This is a genomic window from bacterium, assembly GCA_016703265.1.
GTDB lineage: Bacteria > Krumholzibacteriota > Krumholzibacteriia > LZORAL124-64-63 > LZORAL124-64-63 > CAINDZ01.
In genome coordinates this window covers 81,576-104,271 of record JADJCK010000011.1, presented here as the reverse complement: position 1 = coordinate 104,271, position 22,696 = coordinate 81,576, and the positions used below count along the sequence as shown (strand labels likewise).

The window sequence follows — 22,696 nt, the reverse complement described above, 5'->3', positions numbered from 1 at the left end:
TTCGGGCAGCGGAAGCGGAGTAGGCGTCCATGACCAAGCCCCGACCCAAGCCCCCTGCCGGTGACTCCGAAGCGAGTCGCTGGGCGCCGGGCCGGCCCATGGGTCTGTCGCGCGCCTTGATGAAGGCCGGCTACGGCACGCGGCGCTGGGCCGACGAGATGGTCGCCGCCGGACGCGTGCGCGTGGGCCTCGATGTGGTCAAGGACCCCCTGCGCATGATCGAGGCCGATGCCGAGGTGTTCCTCGACAACCAGCCGCTCATCAAGGTCACGCTGGCGTACTACGCATTCCACAAGCCGCTGCGCGTGGTCTGCCGCGAACAGGACGGCCCGGGTCGTCGCCTTGTCGCCGACTTCCTGCCGGCCGACGTGATCGGGCTGCGCACCGCCGGAAGGCTGGATGCACGCACCTCGGGCCTGCTCCTGGTCTCGAACGACGGTGCATGGATCACGCGCGTGACCGGACCTGAGGACTGCGAGCACGAATTCCTGGTCCAGGTCGAGGGCGAGGTCAGCGACATGCAGCTGACCGTGATCGACGCCGGAATCGTACTGCCGGGCCTGGGCACGTTCCGACCCGTGGCCGTGAGCGTGCAGGCCCGCGAGAGCGGCCGCACGATGCTCAGCATCACGCTGCGCGGGGGCCAGGCCAGGCAGATGCGCCGCATGCTCTCGACGTTGCGGCACAAGGTGCTGATGGTGCGTCGCGTGCGCCTCGGCGGCGTGAGACTGGGCGACCTGGCGCCCGGCGGCCTGCGACCGCTGACGGCGGCCGAGGTGGCCTCGTTCCCGGTTCCGACACCGGGTTCGGCAGCACGCAACCGCGCCACCTCTGCGGGCGTGCGCCGTCGTCTGGCGCGGGGGCGCTGAGCGGACAGGCCTCGCCGATCTCCGGCACTCGATATCATGGTTGAAATCAGGGATTTAGATTTCGAAACTTATTGACCGTCTTCGCCTTAATGAATGATGACGAATTCAGTCATCTTCCCTGCCTGCTTTCCTCCCTTAATCGATCGCGCAAGTCGTTTTCAATAAGGCGATTATCGCTTGATCTCCACCTGCATCCGTCCAACATTGTCACCGTTGCAGCGCGCCACTTTACCTTGAGGGAGAGTGCCCCATGAGCTTCCCGCGTGGACTGCGTCGCCCGGCCCGGTGGCGGAGCGGCAGCCTGATCGCGGTGGTGTTGGTCCTGATCGCCGGAGCCGTGCCGGCCCTGGCCCAGGACGCCGATACCTGCCAGATGTGCCACGACGACCGCAGCCTCACCAAAAACGAGCGCGGTCAGGTCAAGTCGCTGTACGTCGATCTCGCGAAATTCAACCGTTCCGTGCACGGGCGCGAGGGCGTCGGCTGCGTGGACTGCCACCAGTCGCTGGCCGGGGTCGAGGACTGGCCCCACACCGAGGAACTGCCCGATGTCGATTGCGGCACCTGCCACGACGATATCGCTGCGGTGTATGCCGGCAGCCTGCACGGTGTGGGTGTGAAGCAGGGTGTGCCCATCGCCCCGCGCTGCTGGACCTGCCACGGGTCGCACGAGATCATGCCGCCCTCGGATCCCGCCTCGACGGTCAACCGCTTCAACATCCCGATCATGTGCGGACGCTGCCACAAGGAAGGCGAAGCGATCCGCGCGTACGCCGAGGTTTCGCAGGACAGCATCCTCGCCCACTACTCGTTCTCGATCCACGGCGAAGGGCTCTACAAACGGGGACTGACGCAGTCGGCCGTCTGTTCGGACTGCCACACCGCACACAATGTCCGCAACCACAATGACCCGAAGAGCTCCATCCACCGCGACAACATCGCGGGCACGTGCCAGACGTGCCACGGCATGATCGAGAAGGTGCACGAGAAGGTCATCGCGGGGCGGCTCTGGGAAAGCGAACCGGACAAGGTGCCGGCCTGCATCGAGTGCCACGAGCCGCACGAGATCCGGCGTGTCTACTACAACGAGGGCATGGCCGACACCGAGTGCCTGAAGTGCCATGGGCGGCAGGATCTGGTCGGCGCCACGCCGGCCAACGCCGGCAAGTCGATGTTCGTCGACCACGGCAAGCTGGCCGGTTCGGTGCACGCCAAGAAGGCCTGCATCCAGTGCCACACCGGTGCTTCGCCGAGCCACGCGCGGCCGTGCGACACGGTGCCGGACCGCGTGGATTGCGCCATCTGCCACGCCGAAGTGGTGGAGACCTACAAGTCCAGCATCCACGGCAAGCTGGGCAGCCAGGGAGACAAGGATATTCCCGACTGCAAGGTGTGCCACGGCTCGCACGGCACACTGCCGAACACGAATCCCGAATCGAAGACGTTCGTGCGCAACATCCCGGACCTGTGCGGGCAGTGCCACGACGAGGGCGGCGTCGCCGACAAGCGCTACCAGGGCACGCAGCACAGCATGGTGGCCAACTACAAGGAGAGCATCCACGGCCGCGCCCTGAGCAAGAGCGGCCTCGTGGTCACCGCGACCTGCGTCGACTGCCACACCACGCACGCGATCATGCCCAGCGCCGATCCGGCGTCTTCGGTGCATCGCTCGAAGGTGGATGTGACCTGCGGCAAGTGCCACGAGGGCGTCGACCGCACGTTCCGCACGAGCATCCACTTCACGGGCGAGGAGAAGGACGGGCACAAGTTGCCGATGTGCAACGACTGCCACACCTCGCACGAGATCGCCCGCACCGACGCCGAGGGCTTCAAGCTCCAGATCGTGGGCCAGTGCGGCAGCTGCCACGAGCACGTCACGGAGAGCTATTTCGAGACGTACCACGGCAAGGTGTTCGCCCTGGGCTACACCGAGACCGCGAGCTGCTCGGATTGCCACGGCCAGCACAACATCCTGAAGCCGGACAACCCGGCCTCGACGCTGTCGCGCGACAACATCGTGGGCACCTGCGCGCAGTGCCACAAGGGTGCGCATCGCCAGTTCGCCGGCTACCTGACGCACGCCACGCACCACGACAAGACCAAGTACCCGATCGTGCATTACACGTGGCTGTTCATGACCACGCTGCTGGTGGGCACGTTCAGCGTCTTCGGTGTGCACACGCTTCTGTGGCTCCCGCGGAGCTTCCAGGCCCTGCGCCACAGTCGCCAGCTGCGCAAGCAGGCCAAGGGCCAGAAGCAGTTCCGGCGCTTCAACCGCCTGAACCGGATGTTGCACATCATGGTCATCGTCAGCTTCTTGACGCTGGCCGTGACCGGCATGACGCTCAAGTTCTCGTACCTGCCGTGGGCGCAGACGCTGGCCAAGGCGCTGGGCGGCTTCCAGTCGGCCGGCACGCTGCACCGCATGGGCGCCATCCTGACGTTCTTCTACTTCTCGCGCCACATCTACGACCTGTACTGCCGCCGCAAGCAGTCGGGCAAGAGCTGGATCGAGTTCGTGTTCGGCCCCGAAGGCATGATGCTGGGCAAGCGCGACGGACAGGAGTTCGTCGGCACCCTGAAGTGGTTCCTGGGCAAGGGCCCGCGTCCGGATTACGGCCGCTGGACCTATTGGGAGAAGTTCGACTACTTCGCCGTGTTCTGGGGCGTGGCCATGATCGGCTTCAGCGGCCTGGTCCTGTGGTTCCCCGAGGCGTTCACGCGGGTGCTGCCGGGCTGGTTCATCAACGTCGCCCAGATCATCCACTCGGACGAGGCGTTGCTGGCCACCGGCTTCATCTTCACGATCCACTTCTTCAACACGCACTTCCGTCCGGACCGGTTCCCGATGGACCCCGTGATCTTCACCGGCCGCATGACGCTGGAGGAGTTCAAGGAGGATCGCCCGCGCGAATACGAGCAGCTCGTGCGCGAGGGTCGCCTCGAGGAGCACATGGTCGAGCCGCTGCCCGAGGGCTTCGTCAAGGCGCTCAAGACCTTCGGGTTCGTGGCGCTGACGATCGGGCTCGGGCTGGTGGTGCTGATCATCTGGGCGGTGGTGTTCGGGTACCGCTAGGCCTGTCTTCGTCCTGGAGTTCGCAAAGAACGCCGGCGAGCTGTCCTCGGGCCTTCGGCCCTGCGGATTGCTCGCCGGCGTTCTTTGCGAACTCCAGGACGCGCGGCGCATGGGTTTCGGAGGCGCGGCACCGGGTTCGGGGGCGCGGCGCGTGGGTTCCGGAAGTGCAGCGGTGGGGAATGGGAGAGGGCTTGCAGGGGCGGGGCGTGTGGGGGTATCGTCAGGTGGGGCACGGCTAGGGGCAGGAACGGAATGCGTGCACATGAAGACGTTCAAGAGCGTATCGATTGTAGTGGGATGTGTTCTGGCGTTGGTGCTGTCGCTCGGGCTGAGCGGGTGTGGGGACGATGACGCGGCGCCGCTCGAGCCGGCCGCGGGGCTGACGCTGGACTCCGAGAGTCTCTACAACGGCGCGTTGTGGGGGCTTGGCTTCGGTCGCTGCCGCAACCTCGACGGCTCGGCGGATCCGGCCGGCGCCTTCGACGACTTCCAGACGGGACAGATGATCACCGCGCGGTACACAGGGGTGTTGTCGCAACTGCGGTTGCCGATCCGCAACCTTGACGGTGCCACCGAGCCCGTCGAACTGCAGCTGCGCATGCTCCAGAACGGTATCAGGCCCGAACCGGATGACGGTCTGGTGCTGGGAGCCGTCAGCCTGCCGGCCAGCGCGTTCGTCGGGGTGGTGGCCAGTGATCCCGCAACCTGGGCCGCCTTCGACGTCAGCGCCATCGGCCTGGAACTGGCGCCGGGCCGCGAGTACTGCTTCACCGTGAGCACGTCCGACACGCTCGGCTTCGTCTACAGTGTCGAGATGACGATGAACTATAGCCGGGGCAGTGCCTTCCGCCGTAATCGCGCATTCACTGCGGAGTGGAGCGAGGTCGTGACCGGTGATCTCGGGTTCCAGGCCTACGTCGACGTGCGGTGACTTTTGAATAATCGGGTTCCGTGCCGGGTAAGGGCGCGATTGACGCAATACCGGCGTGGGCGTAGCATCGCGCCGGATCGTCGTCGACGGGAGGGGACGTCATGGCCTGGTGGTTCTGGATAGCATTGGGTGCCGTGCTGCTGGCGGCCGAAGTCATCATCTCGGCGGATTTCTACCTGGTCTTCTTCGGTATCTCGGGCCTGGTCGTGGGCGTGCTGGCCCTGGCCGGTGTGAACCTGCCGCAGTGGGGGCAATGGCTCCTGTTTGCCGGCCTCGCCGTGGCCGCACTGGTGGTCTACCGGCGTCGCTGGAAGCGCAGGCTCCAGACTGCCGACCGCGAGATGCTGCCCGAACTCGAGGGCGAGATCGGCATTGCCGGCGGGGAGATCTTTCCCGGGGCGCGCGGCCGCGTGGTCCTGCGCGGCTCGGACTGGGACGCCCGCAACGATGGGCCCGCCACACTGACGACCGGAAGTCGCTGCGTCGTCACCGGTGTCGAGGGCCTGACGCTCCACGTCAGGAGTGAATCATGAACTTCGGAGGGGAATCCATGCCAACCATGATCGCCGTCGGCGCCGTCGTCGTGCTTGTGCTGATCGTCATTGCGCGCACGGCCATCGTCGTACCCCAGCAGTCGGCGTTCGTGGTCGAGTACCTGGGCAAGTACCGCAAGACCATCCAGGCCGGTTTCCACATCCTGGTGCCGTTCGTGGAGAAGGTCGCCTACAGGCACAGCCTGAAGGAGATCGCCACCGACATCGCCGAGCAGGTCTGCATCACGCGCGACAACGTGCAGGTGGGCGTGGACGGCGTGCTGTACCTGAAGGTGCTGGACCCGCAGCGGGCCTCGTACGGCATCGCGGACTTCCACTTCGCCATCGCCCAGCTGGCGCAGACGACGCTGCGCAGCGAGATCGGCAAGATCGACCTCGACCGCACGTTCGAGGAGCGCGCCGCGATCAACCAGCAGGTCGTGCAGGAGCTGGACAAGGCATCGGAGCCGTGGGGCGTCAAGGTGCTGCGCTACGAGATCAAGAACATCAACCCGCCGCGCGACATCCTGGGCGCCATGGAGAAGCAGATGCGCGCCGAGCGCGAGAAGCGCGCGAGAAGCGAAGGCGGGCGATGCGCAGATCAACCGCGCCGAGGGCGAGAAGCAGCGGGTGATCAAGGAGTCCGAGGCGACGCGGCAGCGGCAGATCAACGAGGCGCAGGGCGAGGCCGAGGCCATCCTGGCCGTCGCCACCGCCACCGCCGAGGGCCTGCGCCAGGTCGCCATCGCGATCCACGGACCGGGCGGCAACGAAGCCATGCAGCTGCGCGTGGCCGAACAGTACGTGGCCGAGTTCGGCAAGCTGGCCAAGGCGGGCAATACGCTGGTGCTGCCGGCCAACCTGTCGGATATCGGGAGCATGATTGCGCTGGCGACGAGTGTCATCAAGCGTGCGCCGGGGGACGTCTCCGGGCGGTAGTTTGCAAAGCGACGGCGGACAAAGACGCCGGCGGGCTGTCCTCGGGCCTTCGGCCCTGCGGACAGCCCGCCGGCGTCTTTGTCCGCCGTCGCTTTGCGCGCTACGGTCCGGAACACAACTCCGGAATGCGGCCCTTCGGGGGCGGGTGGTGCGGGCGGACGCTAACGTGTAGGTGGGTGCGGCGTCGCACCTGGGCCCTGCGTCACCGCCAGCGCCCGAAATGCGGAACTCGACAGTTGGGCGGCGGTTGCCTCAGGACGTGCCGGGACGGCGCGGTGCCACGGCGGACGGCCGCGCCACGATCCCCTTCCCGAAGGAGTTCCCATGCGCCACCTGACCGCGGACAACCTGTTTTCACTTATGGCGCGGCAGAAGCCGCCGTGCATCTCGATCTACCAGCCCACGCACAGGCATCATCCCGACAACCAGCAGGATCCCATCCGCTTCCGGAACCTGACGCGGACGGCGGAAGAAGCGCTGAAGAAACAGTATCTGCCTGCCGAGGTTGAAGAATGGCTTGCGCCCCTCCATGAACTGGCGTCGAGCCTGCGTTTCTGGAACCATTCACGGGACGGTCTTGCTGTCTTCACGGGGCCGGGAGTCCTCGAGATCGTCCAGATCCAGCGGACGCTTCCGGAGTTGGCGATCGCTGCCGACAGCTTCCACATCAAGCCGCTGGTGCGCTACCTGCAGTCCGCCGACCGATTCCACATCCTGGCACTGACCAAGGACAGCGCAGCGGTCTTCGCGGGCAACCGGTACTCATTGGACGCCGAGCCCGCGAACGACGAATTCCCCGCGCGCCTGGAACAGGTGGCCATGGCCGAGCGGACTGAACCCGGGGTTTCGGTCGCCGGTTCGGGCGGCGCCGGCGGCCCGAAGATGGTGCGGGGCCATGGTGAGAACCGCGATGATCTCGAAACCGAAAAGTACTTCCGGGCGGTGGATCGCGCTTTCAGCGCCCTGTATTCGGGACCGACGGGACTGCCCGTCATGCTTGCGGCGCTTCCCGAACATCAGGCGCTGTTCCGGCACGTCTCGCAGAACGCGCTGCTGATGCCTGTCGGGGTGGGCGGCAACCCGCGGGCACATACGGAGGACAGCCTGCGGCAGCAGGCATGGGAGGCCCTGGAGCCGCACTATCGGGCCAGCCTGGACAAGTTGGGAGAAGACTATCGCACCGCAGTGGCGCGGCGGAACGGATCAGCCGATCTCTCGGATGCCGCGCGCGCGGGCATCGAGGGCCGTGTGGGCACGCTCCTGGTGGAAGCCGACCGGGTGATTCCCGGCTTCATCGACCGCGCTACGGGCGCCATCAGGCCTGCCGGGCCGGATTCGCCGCAGGCCGAGGACATGCTCGACGACCTTGCCGAAATCGTGCTCGGCAAGGGGGGCACGGTGGTCATCGTGCCGGCCGACCAGATGCCCACGGAGTCAGGGTTGGCGGCCAGTTACCGATTCTAGGAACGGCGCCGCCGGACCGCCCGAGGTATCGGTGCCTTTTACGGCGACCTAGCGTCGGCGCGTATAGACGAGCTCCATGAGGCGGGCCTCGTCGAAGCCTTCGGGAGCGCCGTAGTAGTCCCAACGCTGCTCGTTGGCGCCCACCCAGGTGAGGACCACGCGCAGTGCCAGGCGGCGGCCGCTGGCAGGGTCGGTCATGGCGCCGCGCAGCTCTACCGGCTGGCCGGGGCTGCCGGCGCGGCCGGTCAGTACCGACGTGCGGGTTCCCAGATCGTCGTACCACACGGCGGTGACGGTGCTGTCGGCATTGTCGAAACCGAGCAGGCCGAGGCCCGTGTATTCGATCTCGCCCTTGCGGCCCTTGTGGCGTTCCTGAAGGAAACGGCCGCCCAGGACCAGTTCGAGTTTCGACTCGCCGCTGGACAGCGAGGGCTCGCCCTCGGGGTCGTTCCAGATGCGGCCGGCGACGTTCCATTTGCCGGCACGCTGGGCCAGGAAGGCATGCCAGGGGCCGGGCTGCGCCGAACGTTCCCAGGCCTGCATGGCAACTTCGAGGTCCGACGGCGGCGTCGTGGCGTCCTGCGCGGCCGCAGTCGTCGCGAACGCAAACAGTGCGCAAGCGAACATCGTGGACACAAACACGGTGAACGCCGGCCTCGCGGCCGGCGCACACACGCTCAGCAGACGTCGCGGCATGCGACCGTCCTTCCGGGATGCGGGTCAGTTGTAGGCAGCTGCGATCCGGTGCTCGTTCAGCCCGGTCCAGAACGCCTGCACGCCATCGAGCATGCGGCGTCCGCCATCGATGAACTTAACCTCATCGAAGTCGGGCGTGAAATACAATTCCTCGAGCTCGTCCATCACGTGGCCCGCGTGCTGTTCCTCGATGCGGTCGTGCCAGGTGAAGAAGGCCAGCGGGAGCGCCGGACATTCCCGCTTCTTGAACGCCTCGAGGCCCGCGACGAGCTGCTTCCAGAAGCCGGCCGCGGCCCAGTTCTCGACGGCGAAGCTGGCGCCCTCGGCGATGTTCGGGTCCTCGCTGCCGTAGATGGCCGACAGCTGGTCGCAGAAGAAGACAGTCGAAGGCGTGCCGTGACGGCGCTTGCCCATGTCGTTGAAGCCGAGCCCGAGCACCTCGCCCATGCGCAGCAGCCACTCGAAATGAGCTGCCTTGAAGCGGAACGTGCCGCCGTCGACGGTGCCCTCGGTGGAGACGATGGCGGGGTCGCCCTCGCGGTCGGTGTCGCTCACTTCGCCCAGGCTGGCGCCGGGCTTGTGGAAGATGACGCCGATCTCGTTGGCCAGGATCTCCTTCGAGGCCCGCATGCCCTCGAGCGAACCCGCGTTGATGCACTTCTGCAACTGGGCCACCAGGAACAGGTTCGAGAAAACCGAGAACTGCACCACGAAATGGCGGACGATCTCCCGGTCGGCCTGCCCGGAGGCGAACCACTCGCAGAAGCGATTATTGGTGATCACCGGGTGGGTCATCAATTCCCGGTTGCAGGTGTCGACGAAGGCGCTGAAGGCGTTGGCCTGGACCGACGTAATCTCGCCGGCGGCCACGCGTTCCCGGATATGAGCGGATACTTTCAACGGCATGCGGGTCCTCCCAGAAAATCAAGCGCCAACCGTCGCAGCACCTGGCGGCCCGGGCGGGGGCAGCCGGGGCGGCCCCACAAGGCGTTCCGGGGTCCAGGTATCCCGGAGTCTGAGTGAAACAGGATATCATGACTCGCATGTAAACGCACGGTGTCAGTCGGGGTAAGCGGATTCGGATCTGTTCCACCAGGGCTTGCCCGCTGGGCCCGGGCAGGGCACAATGGGCAGGTTGACCCCGACGCGCGGCCTCGAAAGGAACCTGCATGGCCAGCACCACCCGCAAATGGCTCGTCGGCTGCGGCATCGGCTGCGGCGGCGCCATCGTGCTGTCGATCGTGGCCCCCCTGCTGTTCGGCCTGGTGATGATGCGGCCGCTCAACAAGGCGATCGAAGTCCAGGACCAGTTGGCTGCCGAGATGGGCGCTCGCGACGCCTTCTCGCCGCCCGCCGGCGTCGTGGCGCCCGACCGCCTCGAGGCCTTTCTGGCGGTGCGGCAGGCCGTGATGCCGATGTGTCCGAAGTTCACGAAGTTCGCCGAGGACCTGGCGCGCATGGACGACCTGGGCAAGCAAAGCGACAAGCCGGACAAGGGCGAGGTGTTCCGCGCGCTCACCCGGGTCAGCGGCAGCGTGATGGGCATGGCGGCCGACATCGGCCAGTTGAACCAGTTACGCAACGAGGCCCTGCTGGCCCATCGCATGGGGCTGGGCGAGTACACCTGGCTGTACGTGCTCGCCTATCATTCCTGGCTCGGCAACCCGGTGCCCGACAGTGCCGACGAGGATGACGGCGACGGGGACGGCGACGGCCCGCGCGTGGAGAAGCAGCGGGCCCTGGTCATCGGGATGATGCGTCGCTATGCAGAGGCCGAAGCGGCGGCGGGACGCGCGGACCAGGCGACCCTCTGGCGGACCGAAGCCGACCGCATGGAAGGCGCCGCAGCCGAGATCCCGTTCGGTGCGGGCGGCCTGCCCGCCGCGTGGGCGGCCGCGTTCGAGGCCCGCGGCGAGGAACTGCGCGCGGCCTGGTGCGGGCCCATGGCCGAGTTCGAGCTCGGCCAGGTCCGCAAGTCGGGGATGTCAGTCCATTCGGAGTAGGCCGCCGGCTCAGCCCCGGTCCAGGCCCACCAGGGCGTTGAAAGCGTCGATGCGGCGGTCCCAGTCATCGACCACGTCGAAGGTCTCGGTCCAGAATTCGGGATCCCACAGGCGGCGCAGCTCCTCGACGGTGCGGCCCTGCTGCTCGACCCAGGTGAAGTACTTGAAGTTGTGCAGCGTCTTGCGGTCGAGGTAGCTCAGCTCGCGCACATGGTCGGGCACGCAGCCGAGCAGCCAGCGTGCGTGGTCGACCAGCGCGTTCTCGCGCGTGTAGGGGCCGCGGGCCGCCGCCATCTCCGTCACCCGCGAGGCGTACATTTCCGCCGAGTCGGTCAACGGCATGAAGATCAGGTCGCGTCCGTCCAGGTCGTAGTGGCGGGCGGTCTTGATCGCGGCCACCACGTTGCACAGCGACGAGATGCCCAGCAGCGGCAACTGCTCCAGCAGTTCCGCCTTCACGCCGGCCTCGGCAAGTACACGGTGGCCGGCGGGCTCGTTGCACAGGCGCAGCAGGCTCAGGCACTGCTCGTCGTCGATGGCGGCCACGAAGTCGGTGTTGCGCACGTTGTGCACCCAGGGCACATGCTTGTCGCCGATGCCCTCGATGCGGTGCCCGCCAAAACCACAGGCGTAGAGCGTGGGGCACTGCAGCGCCTCGACGGCCACGACCAGCGAGTTCGGGTGGCGCGTCTTCAGGAAGTCGCCGGCGCCGATCGTTCCCGCCGAGCCCGTCGACGACACCCACGCCGCCAGCCGGGAGCCGGGGCCGCCGATGCGTTCGTAGATCTCCTGCACGGCGCCGCCGGTCACGTGGTAGTGCCAGGTCGGGTTGCCGAATTCCTCGAACTGGTTGAAGATCACGCACTCGGGCCGGGTGCGACGGATCTCCCAGCACTTGTCGTAGATCTCCTTCACGTTCGACTCGCAGCCGGGCGTGGCGATGACCTCGCTGGCGATGCCCTTCAGCCACGTGAAGCGCTCGGCGCTCATCTCTTCCGGCAGGATGGCCACCGATTCGCAGCCCAGCAGCTTCGAGTCGAAGGCGCCGCCGCGGCAGTAGTTGCCCGTGCTCGGCCAGACAGCCTTCTGCGTCACCGGGTCGAACTGGCCGGTGACCAGGCGGGGCACCAGGCAGCCGAAGGCGGCACCCACCTTGTGGGCGCCGGTCGGGAACCACTTGCCCACCAGGCCGATGATGCGCGCATCGACGCCGGTCAGTTCGCGCGGGAATTCGACCCAGTTGCCTTCGTTGAAGCCGCCGCTGACAGGATCGTTCTTCCAGGTGATGCGGAAGAGGTTGACCGGATCCAGGTCCCACAGGCCGGTCTTCGCCAGTTTCTCACGCGTCGCGGCGGGGATCAGGGCGGGGTTCTTCATCTGCGCGATGGTCGGGATGACCACGCCCCGCTCGCGACAGCGGGCCGCGGCGCGCTTGACCACCGTATCGTTCACCTGGCTCAACTTCGGATCCATGCTGCCTCTCCCTGCTGATTGCGGTTGCCGGCACGCTAGTATATGGTGCGGGGGCCGGGTCGGGTCAACCGCCGGGTGGCGGGAGCGGGTTGGACCGTTCCGGCCTTCTTTCGGGCGCACGAACCGGGAACCCGGGAACCCATGAACCGCATCGCCGTCATTTCCGATGTGCACAGCAACCTGCAGGCCCTGACGGCGGTGTTCGCGCGCATCGATACGCTGGCTGTCGACGGCATCTACTGCCTGGGCGATATCGTCGGCTATGGCGCGCGTCCCTCGCAGTGCCTGGACCTGGTGCGGGAGCGGGCGACCGCTTCGGTGCAAGGCAACCACGACGCGCTGATCGCCGACGCGACCCTGCGCCTCGACTTCAACATCTACTCGCTGGCGGCCGTGGCCCACAACCGCGGGCTGCTGTCGTCGGAGCAGCTGGATTGGCTGCACAAGTTGCCGACCCGCCTGCGGGTCGACGCCCGCACGCAGTTCGTGCACGGGGCGCCGGGCGACCGCGACCGCTACCTGGTCTTCCTGGACGACCTGCAGGAAGCCACAACCGCCCTGCTCGAGGACGACGGCCCCGGGGTCTGCTTCTTCGGCCACACCCACCACCAGGTCCTGTTCGACGGCCAGAACCTTCTGCGCCCGCAGCCGGGCGAGGTGCGCGTGGATCCGTCGCGTCGGGTGCTGATCAATCCCGGCAGCGTGGGGCAGCCGCGCGACGGCGATCCGCGTGCCGCATTCGCCGTTTTCGAGCCGGCAGCCGAACGGGTGGTTTTCCACCGCGTCGAGTACGACATCGAAGGGGCGCGGCAGGACATCCTGGCGGCCGGTTTGCCCCGCCTGCTGGCCGATCGGCTCCTCCAGGGCCGCTGAGGCCCGCCCGGGGTCACGCGCCCGCCCGAAAGCCCCGAAAATCACGGGAATTTCCCCGCCGCATGCCCTATATTGGCAACGTGCGTTCGTCCGGTCCGCTGCGCCGCCTTCCGCGCGCGGCAGCGAGCCGTGTCGTTTTTCCGTTTGTCCGCCGGCGTCCAGGAGGACCCCGAACATGGCCATCGAAACCACTCCGAGCATGGTGAAGGAAGTCTACGCGAAGTCGCGCAGCCGCCTGGCGGTCGTGCGGGGGCGGCTGGGCCGGCCCCTGACCCTGGCCGAGAAGGTGCTGTTCGGCCACCTGTCCGACCCGGCCGGGCAGGAACTGGCCCGCGGCGAGGCGACGCTGGCCCTGCGGCCCGACCGCGTGGCCATGCAGGACGCGACCGCGCAGATGGCCATCCTGCAGTTCATGCAGGCGGGCCGCGACGAGACGGCCGTGCCCACGACCATCCACTGCGACCACCTGCTGCTGGCCCGCAAGGGCGCGGTCGAGGACAAGGCGCACGCGCTGGACGTCAACCGCGAGGTCTACGAGTTCCTCAGTTCGGCCGGCGCCCGCTACAAGATGGGCTTCTGGAAGCCGGGCTCGGGCATCATCCACCAGATCGTGCTGGAGAACTACGCGTTCCCCGGCGGCCTCATCATCGGCACCGACAGCCACACGCCCAACGGCGGCGGGCTGGGCATGGTGGCCTGCGGCGTGGGCGGGGCCGACGCCGTCGACGTGATGGTCGGCATGGACTGGGAGGTCAAGCACCCGAAGCTGATCGGCGTCAAGCTGACCGGCGCACCCTCGGGCTGGACCGCGCCGAAGGATGTCATCCTGAAGCTGCTGGGCATCCTGACGGTGAAGGGCGGCACCAACGCCATCATCGAGTACTTCGGGCCGGGCACGGCGGCGCTCAGCTGCACCGGCAAGGCGACCATCACCAACATGGGCGCCGAGCTGGGCGCGACGACCAGCATCTTCCCCTGGGACGAGAGCATGGCCCGCTACCTGCGTGCCACGCGCCGCGGTGAACTGGCCGACCTGGCCGCCGCCAACGCCGACCTGCTCGCCGCCGACCCGGAAGTGGCTGCGGCGCCGCAGAAGTTCTACGACAAGGTGATCGAGATCGACCTTTCGAAGCTGGAGCCGCACCTGGTGGGGCCGCACTCGCCGGACATCGCGCACCCCGTCAGCCAGATGGGTGCCGACGCGGCGCGCGAGGGCTATCCCCAGACGATAACCGCCGCCCTCATCGGCAGCTGCACGAACAGCAGCTATGAGGACATCTGCCGCGCGACCGACGTTGCGAAGCAGGCGCTGGCCAAGGGCCTGAAGATGAAGACCTCGCTGTGGGTCTCGCCGGGCTCGGACCAGATCTACGAGACGATCAAGCGCGACGGCCAGCTGGCCGTGCTGGAAGAGGCCGGCGCCACGGTGCTGACCAACGCCTGCGGTCCCTGCATCGGCCAGTGGCAGCGCGACGACATCAAGGACGGCGAAGTCAACAGCATCGTCACGAGCTTCAACCGGAACTTCAAGAAGCGCGCCGACGGTAACCCGGGCACCAACGCGTTCATCGGCAGCCCCGAGATCGTGATGGCGTACGGATTGTCGGGGTCGCTGGCGTTCAACCCGCTGGTCGACAGCCTGACCGCCGCCGACGGCTCGCAGGTGAAGCTGGCAGCGCCGGCCAAGGCCGATGAACTGCCGCCGAACGGTTTCGTGTTCTCGGAGGCGGGCTACCAGGCGCCGCCGACCGACGCCTCGACGGTCAAGGTGCTCGTCGACCCGAAGAGCGACCGGCTGGCGCTGCTCGAGCCGTTCCAGCCCTGGGACGGCAAGGACTACCTCGGCATGCCGCTGCTCATCAAGGCGCTGGGCAAGTGCACCACCGACCACATCTCGATGGCCGGTCCGTGGCTCAAGTACCGCGGGCACCTGGACAACATCAGCAACAACATGCTGATCGGCGCGATGAACGCGTTCGGCGAGGCCATCAACCAGGTCACCTGCCAGCTGGACGGCAGCAAGGGCGAGGTGCCGCAGGTCGCGAGGGCCTACAAGGCTGCCGGGCTGAAGTGGGTCGTTGTCGGCGACGAGAACTACGGCGAGGGCTCCTCGCGCGAGCATGCGGCGATGGAGCCGCGGCACCTGGGCGGGGTGGCCGTGATCGTGCGCAGCTTCGCGCGCATCCACGAGACCAACCTGAAGAAGCAGGGCCTGCTGCCGCTCACCTTCGCCAAGCCGGCGGACTACGACAAGGTGCGCGAGGACGACCGCATCGACCTGGTCGGACTGGCGAAGCTGGCCCCCGGAAGGCCGCTGACGATGGTGCTGCACCACGCGGACGGCACGAAGGAGGACGTGGTGCTCGAGCACACCTTCACCGACGAGCAGATCTCGTGGTTCCGCGCCGGCTCGGCGCTGAACAAGATCAAGTCCGGCGGGCGCTGAGGCGACCTGGGCCTGAGCTGGTCACGGCGGCCGCGTCCCCAGGGGGCGCGGCCGCTCTGCTTCCTCGAACCCTGCTTCGTTGATCCGGATAATCGATATCAAATAAATAGCAGATGATTAGTCGGATTTTATCACGCAAACGGGAGACATTATTAAGCAAAATATCATACTTATGATGATGCAAATTTGCGATCGGGGACGAAATCGCTGGCCCTCCATCGGCCCGCATGGTATTCTCAACGCTGAGTATCGCAAGCTGTCCTGTCACGTCCGTGTCCGCGGTGCATCGCACCCGTGCCCGGAGCGATGTCGCCCCAGCCTTCCGGAGGAACCCGATGTCCTCGTTGCGCCTGAGCCGCCGGCTCTTCCCCTTGATCCTGCTGGCCGTGCTGGCCGCCGGCTCGGCCGTGCTGGCCGCCGACGCCCCGCGCGCGTCGATCAACCCGCTGGCCGTGCAGGGCCCGGTCGCGAGCGAGTTCGCGGTGAAGGCCGCCTCGGCGGTGCCCTCGTTCGGCGCCATGCCGGTCGATCGCGTCGCGGCGCAGGCCGAGGACGTCAGCCGCGCCGAGGCGGACCTGCCGCCGCGCTTTGCCCTGCCGCAGGTCGTGGACCTGGATCCCGAGACCAGCGGCACCTGGGAAGACCTCGACAGCCGGTTCACGATGTGGCGCCTGCGCCTGAACGCGCCCGGCGCGCTGTCGCTCAACCTCGGCTTCACGGCCTACCGCCTGCCCAAGGGCGCGCGGCTGAGCCTGTACCCGACCGACGTCAAGGGCGGGGACGATCCGCGCGGCGTGCGCGTGTTCACCGACCGCGACAACGAGGAGCATGGCGAGCTGTGGACCCCGGTGGTCGTCGCCGACGACATCATGGTCGAGCTCGTGCTGCCCATCGAGTCGCGCCACGACTACGAGCTGGCGATCGGCTCGGTCAACCGCGGCTACGCCTTCTTCGGCGAGTCGATCGAGCAGATGATGCAGGACAAGGCCGCGAACAAGGCCGGCACCTGCAACATCGACGTCGTCTGCCCCGAAGGCGACGACTGGCGCCTGGAGATCAACTCGGTCGGCGTCATCTCGACCGGCGGCACGACGTTCTGCACCGGCGCGATGGTGAACAACACCGCCGAGGACGGCACGCCGTACTTCCTGACGGCCAACCACTGCGGCATCAACACCGGCAACGCCGCTTCGCTGGTCGTCTACTGGAACTTCCAGAGCCCGACCTGCGGCGCGCAGAGCGGCGGCAGCCTGACGCAGTTCCAGACCGGCTCGGTGTTCCTGGCCGCCAGCAGCACCTCGGACTTCACGCTGGTGCGCATGGATGATCCCGTGGATCCGGCGCACGAGGTCTCGTTCGCGGGCTGGAACAAGTCCACGGCCGACTTCCCCTCGGTGGTGGCGATCCACCACCCGAACGGCGACGAGAAGAGCATCAGCTTCGAGAACAATGCCACGACGACCACGGCCTACCTCAGCAACACCGTCGTGGCCGGCGGCAACCACATCCGCGTGATCGACTGGGACCTGGGCACCACCGAGCCGGGCTCGTCGGGCTCGCCCCTGTTCGACCCCGACCACCGCGTGGTGGGCCAGCTGCACGGCGGCTATGCCGCCTGCGGCAACAACGACTCCGACTGGTACGGGCGCCTGTCGACCTCGTGGTCGTCCATCGCTTCCTACCTGGACCCGACCGCCAGCGGCGTGACCGTGCTCGACACGTTCGCGCCCTGGGCCACCGGCCTGCAGGTGGCCGGCGGCAACTTCGCGGCCGAGGGCCAGGCCGGCGGGCCGTTCCTGCCGGTCGGCACCAGCTATGTGCTGACGAACAACAGCGCCTATCCCGTGAACTACACGGTCGTCGACGACGTGGCGTGGATCGACGTCACCAACGGCAACGGCTCCATCGCCGCCGGCGGTTCGGCCACGGTCCTGGTCGGCCTGAACGCCGCGGCGAACTCGGTCGGCAACGGGCTCTACGCGGGCACGCTGACCATCACCAACACGACCGACGGCCAGGGCAACACGACCCGCGGCCTCAGCCTCAAGGTGGGCGTGCCGGTGCTGACGCTGAGCTTCCCGCTCGACACCAACCCGGGCTGGACCCTGGGCACGGGCTGGGCGTTCGGCGTGCCCAGCGGTTCCGGCGGCCAGTACGGCGAAGCCGACCCGACCAGCGGCTTCACCGGCAGCAACGTGCTGGGCTACAACCTGGCCGGTGACTACCCGAACAGCATGGCCGAGTCGCACCTGACCACCACGGCCATCAACTGCTCGGCGATGCAGGGTACCGTCCTCAAGTTCCGTCGCTGGCTCAACGTCGAACAGCCGTCCTACGACCACGCCTATGTGCGCATCAGCACGAACGGCGGCGCCAGTTGGACGCAGGTGTGGACCAATACGGCCGAGGTGGCGGACGCCGCCTGGACGCAGGTCAGCTACGACATCAGCGCCGTGGCCGACGGCCAGGCCAACGTGCTGATCCGCTGGACGATGGGCACCACCGACTCCAGCTGGCAGTACTCGGGCTGGAACATCGACGATGTGGAGCTGTGGGCCATGCCGACCTACGTGGCCGGCGTGGGCGACCTGCCGGGCACCCGGCTGGCGCTGGGCAACCACCCGAACCCGTTCAATCCCCTGACCAGGGTCGAGTTCGCGCTGGAAACGGCCGGCCCGGTCAGCCTGGACGTGTACGACATGCAGGGCCGCCTCGTGCGTCGCCTGGTGGCCGCCGAGATGGCCGCCGGTCCGCAGAGCGTTGTCTGGGACGGCCTGGACGGCGCCGGCCGCAAGGTTGGCAGCGGTGTCTACCTGGCCCGGCTGCAGGCCAACGGCACGATGGCCGAGCACAAGATGGTGATGCTGAAGTAGCCTGCATCGACGGGATCTCCCGCCGGGGAAACCTGGAGAAACGACAGCGGACCGGCCCTCGGGTCGGTCCGCCGCCGTTTGCGAATGCGCCTGCGCTGCGCGCCCACGCCTATTGGGTCTCGAGGAAATCCCCGCCCACGCCCACCGGCACGTGGCGCAGCGTGCCGATGGTGATGCCGGCGAGCATCCGTTCGTCGGCGTTGACGCCCACGAAGAAGCCCGGCTGCAGGCCGCCCACCTTGATGAGGCCCGGGTAGATGTTCAGCCTGTAGCGATAGTCCTTCGAGCGGGCGAACAGGAGCGAGGCCAGCAGCGAATTGTCGCGGTCGTAGAAGATGCCGCCCGACACGGCGAGGTCGACCGTCTTGCTCAGGTTGTCGATCTCGAGCAGGTTGCGCGCGCGCAGGCCGAGGCCGGCGCTGACGCAGCGGCCGTGCGCGTCGGTGTAGGACAGGCCCAGCTCGGCGTGCGAGCCCCAGTGGTAGAACAGGCTGTGCCGGCGATCGCGGGTCAGGTGGAACTTGACCATGTAGTTCTGGCCGTTGTTGTGCAGCTCGCCCGATTCCGGCAGCCAGACCGGCTGGTATGACCAGTCGGCCATGTTCAGCTTCTCGCTGAAGAACCTGGCCACGCCCTCGTGGCTGAAGAGCCAGACGCCCGCCGGGTTGAAGATCCAGAAGTCGGCCACCGGGTCCACGTTCGGGCCCACGTAGCCGTCGTTCTCGACCACCTCGTTCAGGAAGTGGTAGGCGAAGATGGTGGCCCCGGCCCACGTCTTCGAATGCTCCACACCGTGGTAGCGGAAGTACTCCTCCATCATGCGGTAGCTCATGCCGCCGCCCAGCAGGTGGTTCATGTAGTTGGGCCAGTACTGGGCGCCGCCGGTGCTGACGGAGACCGGCAGCACCTCGCGCTTGAAGAAGTCCCAGAAACCGCCGGTCGAGATGGCCCATTGCGGGTGCGCCAGGTTGTCCAGCACATTGCGGGCGCCGGTCCCGTAGCGGATGTCGCCAGGCCGGTTGCTGCGGTTCTCGATCTGCATGATGCCGAAGCCGCCGTTGACGATCAGGCGCAGCGGGTGCACCAGCGACTGCGAGCCGTAGTCGAGGCCTCGGTAGAAGTAGTAGGTGCCGCGGTGGCCGGGAATGGTGTCGGGCCGGGCCTCGAGCGCCGACGCGGCCGTGGCAAAGCCAGCGATGGCCACGGCGAATGCGAGGGCGAGGAGCGCCGCGGGCGCCCTGGAATTGGTGGTGCGCGTGTTCATACGAGGTCGATGATCGACCCGAAATCGGGATCGAACAGCCGTTTGTAGATACGCGAGGCGAAGCCGTCGGTCATGCCGGCCAGGTAGTCGCAGATGACGCGGGCGCGATACCGCGGATCGCCCTCGGCACGGGCCACCTCGGACTCGAAATCCCGCGACAGAAGCGCGAGCCGCGGCGTTTCCGTATGAAGGTAGTTTTCGGCCAGGGCGGTGAAGATGCGCTCGAGCATCCAGCCGCCCTTGTGCTCGAGCTGGCACACCTGTGGCGAGCGGAACACGAGCTGGCGCGCCAGGCGCGCGTAGAGCTTCTGCTCGCGCACCACGGCGGGGTCGAGGGCCACGCCGTAACGGTAGCGGTTGGTCCGGTCGCTCATGAAGTTACCGCGCTCCACCAGCGTGCAGGCCTCGACAAAGACGCCGATGCGGCGGTTCATGACGCGCTCGAGGTCGCCGGCGGCGATCGCCTGCAGCAGCCCTTCCAGCAACTGCGCCTCGTCCCCGACCAGCGACTGCTCCTGTGCCCAGCGGCGCACGCGGGCCTCGGTGACGAAACCGGCGTTGGCGCTGTCGACCAGGTCGTTCAGCGAGTAGGCGGTGTCGTCGGCCCAGTCCATGATCTGGCATTCGAGGCTGCGCAGCGCGTTGCGCTCGCGTCCCGGCGTCAGCTCCGCCGGGAAGGGGCGGTTGTCGAACACGAACCGGAGGAACCGCTCCTGCTCGTCGTACAGGAAGTGCCGTGTCGGGTCTTCCCACTCGCTGAAGAGCGTCTTGTACTTCAGCACGCCGTCCATGAACGCGCGCGAGGGGTTCAAGCCGCGCCGGCTGCGCCCGCTGGTGAAGATGATCTCGGTGATGAGCCGCAGTGTCTGGGCGTTGCCCTCGAAGCCGCCCCAGGGCTGCATCAGGCGGTGGAGCGTGGCCTCGCCGGCGTGGCCGAACGGCGGGTGGCCGATGTCGTGGGCCAGGGCCACCGATTCCACCAGCGCCGTGTCGATGGCGAACGTCGGCCCCAGTTGCGGACTGGTCGCATTGAGCCGCCGGGTGATCGAGCCGGCAATCTGCGCCACCTCGATGGAATGCGTCAGGCGCGTGCGGTAGAAGTCGTATTCGCCGGACAGGAACACCTGCGTCTTGGCCTGCAGCCGGCGGAAGGCCGCGTTGTGGATGAGCCGATCGTGGCCCCGCTGGAACACCGAGCGGTAGTCGGGTTGCCTCGGTTCCAGTTCCTCGGTGTCGAAATCGTTGTAGAAGAGGTTGATCGGCATACCCGTCATCGGGACCCGGCTCTTTCCCGCGCGCGACGCTGGCGCGCGGCTTCATACAGGAGAATGGCAGCCGCCGTGGCGACGTTGAGCGAATCGCCGGCGCCGTGCATCGGGATGCAGACGGTGTCGTCGCAGTCGGCCCGCAGGGCGGCCGAGAGGCCCTCGTGCTCGGCGCCCAGGACCAGGGCCACGGGGCCGGTCAGGTCACAGGCGTCCCAAAGATCGGCGCCGTCCGGGCTGGCCGCCACCAGCCGCACGCCGTGGTCGCGAAGCCAGGCGATGATTTCCTGCCGGGGCGCGGCCACCGTCGGCACCGTGAAGTACGCCCCGCGCGAGGCGCGCAGCACGTTGGGATTGTCCAGGTCGGCGCCACCCACGGCCAGCACCGCGTGGGCACCGACACCGTCGGCGATGCGCAGCACCGCACCCAGGTTGCCGGGCTTCTCGACGTCCTCGAGCACCACCACCAGCGGCGGGGGCGCGTCCGGGAGCTCAAGGTCCGCGAGCGACCGGGAGCGTCGCGCGGCCACCGCCAGCAGACCCTCCGAGCGCTCCCGGTAGGCAAGCTTGTGCAGCACCGCGGCCGGGGCTTCCACGGCGGGCACGCCGTCACTGCGGAGAGCGGCGTAGAGCGCGGTGCCCTCGGCATCGAGCAGTTCCGGACAGGCCCAGACCTCGAGGAAGGAGCAGCCGGCGGCGCGCGCGCGGGCGATGACCAGCAGTTCCTCGACCAGGAACCGGCCTTCCTGTTCCCGCTCCCGCCGGTCGCGCAGGCGCACGAGCGCCTTCACGCGCGGGTTGGTCGGGCTGGTGATCTGCTGCGCGGGGGCCACGATTCAATCCTCCTGCCGACAGACGGCATTGACGCTTGCCGGCAGCGCTACCGGGCGCCGCCGCGCGTAGTCGAAGCAGACCATCCCCGTTTCGATGAGCGCCACTTCGGCGCCGTCGGCGGGTCTCGTGACGCGCATGGCCAGCCGGAAGCCCAGCCGGCCCGGTTCCACGGCGACCACGCCGAAGCGCAGCACATCACCGGCAAAAGCCTCGGCCCGGTACGCCAGGGCGGCGTCGGCCATGATCAACCCGGCGCCGCCGCAGTCCAGTTCGTTCCACCCGTGCGAAGCCAGGAAGGCCACCCGGGCCTCATGGACCAGCGACAGCAGGCGGTCGTTGCCCAGGTGCCCGCCGTAGTTCAGGTCGGTCGTGCGCACGACCATCTCGCAATGGAACGGATACGGCTCGCGGGCTTTCAGGTCCAGGCGCGGCATGGAACCTCCGGGGGGGGCGGACTTGTCGCGGTCAACCTGCCGGGACCTCCTGGAACGGCGCCACGGTGAACGCTTCCTCGCGCACCAGGCGGCGGTCCAGGTAGACGCGGAAGAGCCACTTGCCCGGCTCGCGTTCCTTGTCGGTGCTGATGTTAAAGGTCGAGTCGAGGGTCAGCTCCGGCCCGGTGGCGGCGATCTCCTCGCGCTTGACGTCGTTGAGGTCGAGGGCATCCTTCCAGAGGACCTCGGCGGTCCACGCCTCGCCCTCGCCGCTGAGGCTGAACTCGGCGAAGCGCCGGAACAGCTCGCGCCCGTCCGGCCGGATCCAGACCATGTGCACGGTGTAGTTGCGGTCGGCCTGCAGGTCCGTGAAGTCGGCAAAGGCCAGGACCGACGATTTCTCGCCGATCGTGAACTCGTGTCCCACATCTTGGCGCTTGCCCTTCTTGCTGAGCTTGCGGCAGAGCTCGACCTGCAGGGCCGGGCCCGGTGTGGTGTCGCCGGCCCGCATCCGTCGCGACTCGCCGCTCTCGCAGCCCACCAGGGCCAGGCAGGCGGTGATGACCGCCGCGCCCAGGAACAGGCGCCGTCCGTTGAGACCGCGTTCACGCAACATCGGGAATCCCCCTCCGGGCTGGTCGGCGAAAGGCCGGGGCGCCTTGCGGTCGCCCCGGCCCATTATCATCGCTCGCGGGCTCTACTTCAACCAACTCTGCTTGAGCC

General features: G+C 67.7%; 17 protein-coding genes and 1 pseudogene. 10 read left to right on the top strand and 8 right to left on the bottom strand.

Annotated features, from left to right (window positions below; all coding sequences use genetic code 11):
* Nucleotides 1-29: 29 nt before the first annotated feature.
* From IPG61_17955 to IPG61_17930, 6 genes and pseudogenes are all read left to right on the top strand, one after another.
* Nucleotides 30-869, top strand: a complete 840-nt coding sequence (locus tag IPG61_17955; protein ID MBK6735916.1) for an rRNA pseudouridine synthase — start codon at nt 30-32, stop codon at nt 867-869.
* A gap of 250 nt (nt 870-1,119) precedes the next feature.
* A complete protein-coding gene (locus tag IPG61_17950) occupies nt 1,120-3,945 on the top strand; it encodes a cytochrome c3 family protein (GenBank protein MBK6735915.1) in 2,826 nt (941 codons plus the stop codon).
* 262 nt (nt 3,946-4,207) lie between these two features.
* A complete protein-coding gene (locus IPG61_17945; protein ID MBK6735914.1) occupies nt 4,208-4,876 on the top strand; it encodes a hypothetical protein in 669 nt (222 codons plus the stop codon).
* A gap of 101 nt (nt 4,877-4,977) precedes the next feature.
* Nucleotides 4,978-5,409 (top strand): NfeD family protein, encoded by a 432-nt coding sequence (locus IPG61_17940; protein MBK6735913.1) that lies wholly within the window; start codon nt 4,978-4,980, stop codon nt 5,407-5,409.
* Between the two features lie 26 nt (nt 5,410-5,435).
* Nucleotides 5,436-6,348 (top strand): annotated as a pseudogene (locus tag IPG61_17935) (paraslipin).
* 324 nt (nt 6,349-6,672) lie between these two features.
* Nucleotides 6,673-7,812, top strand: coding sequence for a hypothetical protein (locus IPG61_17930; GenBank protein ID MBK6735912.1), 1,140 nt, complete (start codon nt 6,673-6,675; stop codon nt 7,810-7,812).
* A gap of 48 nt (nt 7,813-7,860) precedes the next feature.
* Here IPG61_17930 and IPG61_17925 read toward each other — a convergent pair whose 3' ends face one another.
* Both IPG61_17925 and IPG61_17920 read right to left on the bottom strand, forming a co-directional pair.
* Nucleotides 7,861-8,508 carry a DUF1579 family protein gene (locus IPG61_17925; protein ID MBK6735911.1) on the bottom strand — a complete coding sequence of 216 codons (648 nt, stop codon included), beginning with the start codon at nt 8,506-8,508 and terminating at the stop codon, nt 7,861-7,863.
* Between the two features lie 24 nt (nt 8,509-8,532).
* Nucleotides 8,533-9,414, bottom strand: a complete 882-nt coding sequence (locus IPG61_17920) for a hypothetical protein (GenBank protein ID MBK6735910.1) — start codon at nt 9,412-9,414, stop codon at nt 8,533-8,535.
* A gap of 263 nt (nt 9,415-9,677) precedes the next feature.
* Between IPG61_17920 and IPG61_17915 the strand changes: the two genes are divergently transcribed.
* Nucleotides 9,678-10,511, top strand: a complete 834-nt coding sequence (locus tag IPG61_17915; GenBank protein MBK6735909.1) for a hypothetical protein — start codon at nt 9,678-9,680, stop codon at nt 10,509-10,511.
* Between the two features lie 9 nt (nt 10,512-10,520).
* On the opposite strand, the gene IPG61_17910 is transcribed toward IPG61_17915, so the two are convergent.
* A complete protein-coding gene (locus IPG61_17910; protein MBK6735908.1) occupies nt 10,521-11,984 on the bottom strand; it encodes a pyridoxal-phosphate dependent enzyme in 1,464 nt (487 codons plus the stop codon).
* A gap of 141 nt (nt 11,985-12,125) precedes the next feature.
* Between IPG61_17910 and IPG61_17905 the strand changes: the two genes are divergently transcribed.
* From IPG61_17905 to IPG61_17895, 3 genes are all read left to right on the top strand, one after another.
* Nucleotides 12,126-12,857, top strand: a complete 732-nt coding sequence (locus tag IPG61_17905) for a metallophosphoesterase family protein (protein ID MBK6735907.1) — start codon at nt 12,126-12,128, stop codon at nt 12,855-12,857.
* Nucleotides 12,858-13,032: 175 nt separating this feature from the next.
* Nucleotides 13,033-15,303 (top strand): aconitate hydratase, encoded by a 2,271-nt coding sequence (locus tag IPG61_17900; protein ID MBK6735906.1) that lies wholly within the window; start codon nt 13,033-13,035, stop codon nt 15,301-15,303.
* Nucleotides 15,304-15,638: 335 nt separating this feature from the next.
* Entirely contained in the window at nt 15,639-18,176 is a 2,538-nt protein-coding gene (locus IPG61_17895; protein ID MBK6735905.1) for a trypsin-like peptidase domain-containing protein, read from the top strand.
* A gap of 109 nt (nt 18,177-18,285) precedes the next feature.
* Here the strand turns inward: IPG61_17895 and IPG61_17890 are convergent, their stop codons facing one another.
* From IPG61_17890 to IPG61_17870, 5 genes are read right to left on the bottom strand one after another with little or no spacing between them, the layout of a single operon-like run.
* The gene (locus IPG61_17890; protein ID MBK6735904.1) at nt 18,286-19,440 is read right to left on the bottom strand and encodes a hypothetical protein; all 1,155 of its coding nucleotides are present in this window, start codon (nt 19,438-19,440) and stop codon (nt 18,286-18,288) included.
* On the bottom strand, nt 19,437-20,705 hold the full coding sequence (gene dgt, locus IPG61_17885) for a dNTP triphosphohydrolase (protein MBK6735903.1): 1,269 nt from the start codon (nt 20,703-20,705) through the stop codon (nt 19,437-19,439). Before dgt ends, IPG61_17890 begins: the two co-directional genes overlap by 4 nt.
* A gap of 5 nt (nt 20,706-20,710) precedes the next feature.
* Entirely contained in the window at nt 20,711-21,541 is an 831-nt protein-coding gene (locus tag IPG61_17880; GenBank protein ID MBK6735902.1) for an RNA methyltransferase, read from the bottom strand.
* A complete protein-coding gene (locus IPG61_17875; protein ID MBK6735901.1) occupies nt 21,542-21,973 on the bottom strand; it encodes a thioesterase family protein in 432 nt (143 codons plus the stop codon).
* A gap of 31 nt (nt 21,974-22,004) precedes the next feature.
* Complete coding sequence (locus IPG61_17870) at nt 22,005-22,589, bottom strand: hypothetical protein (GenBank protein MBK6735900.1); 585 nt, start codon at nt 22,587-22,589, stop codon at nt 22,005-22,007.
* Between the last annotated feature and the right edge of the window lie 107 nt (nt 22,590-22,696).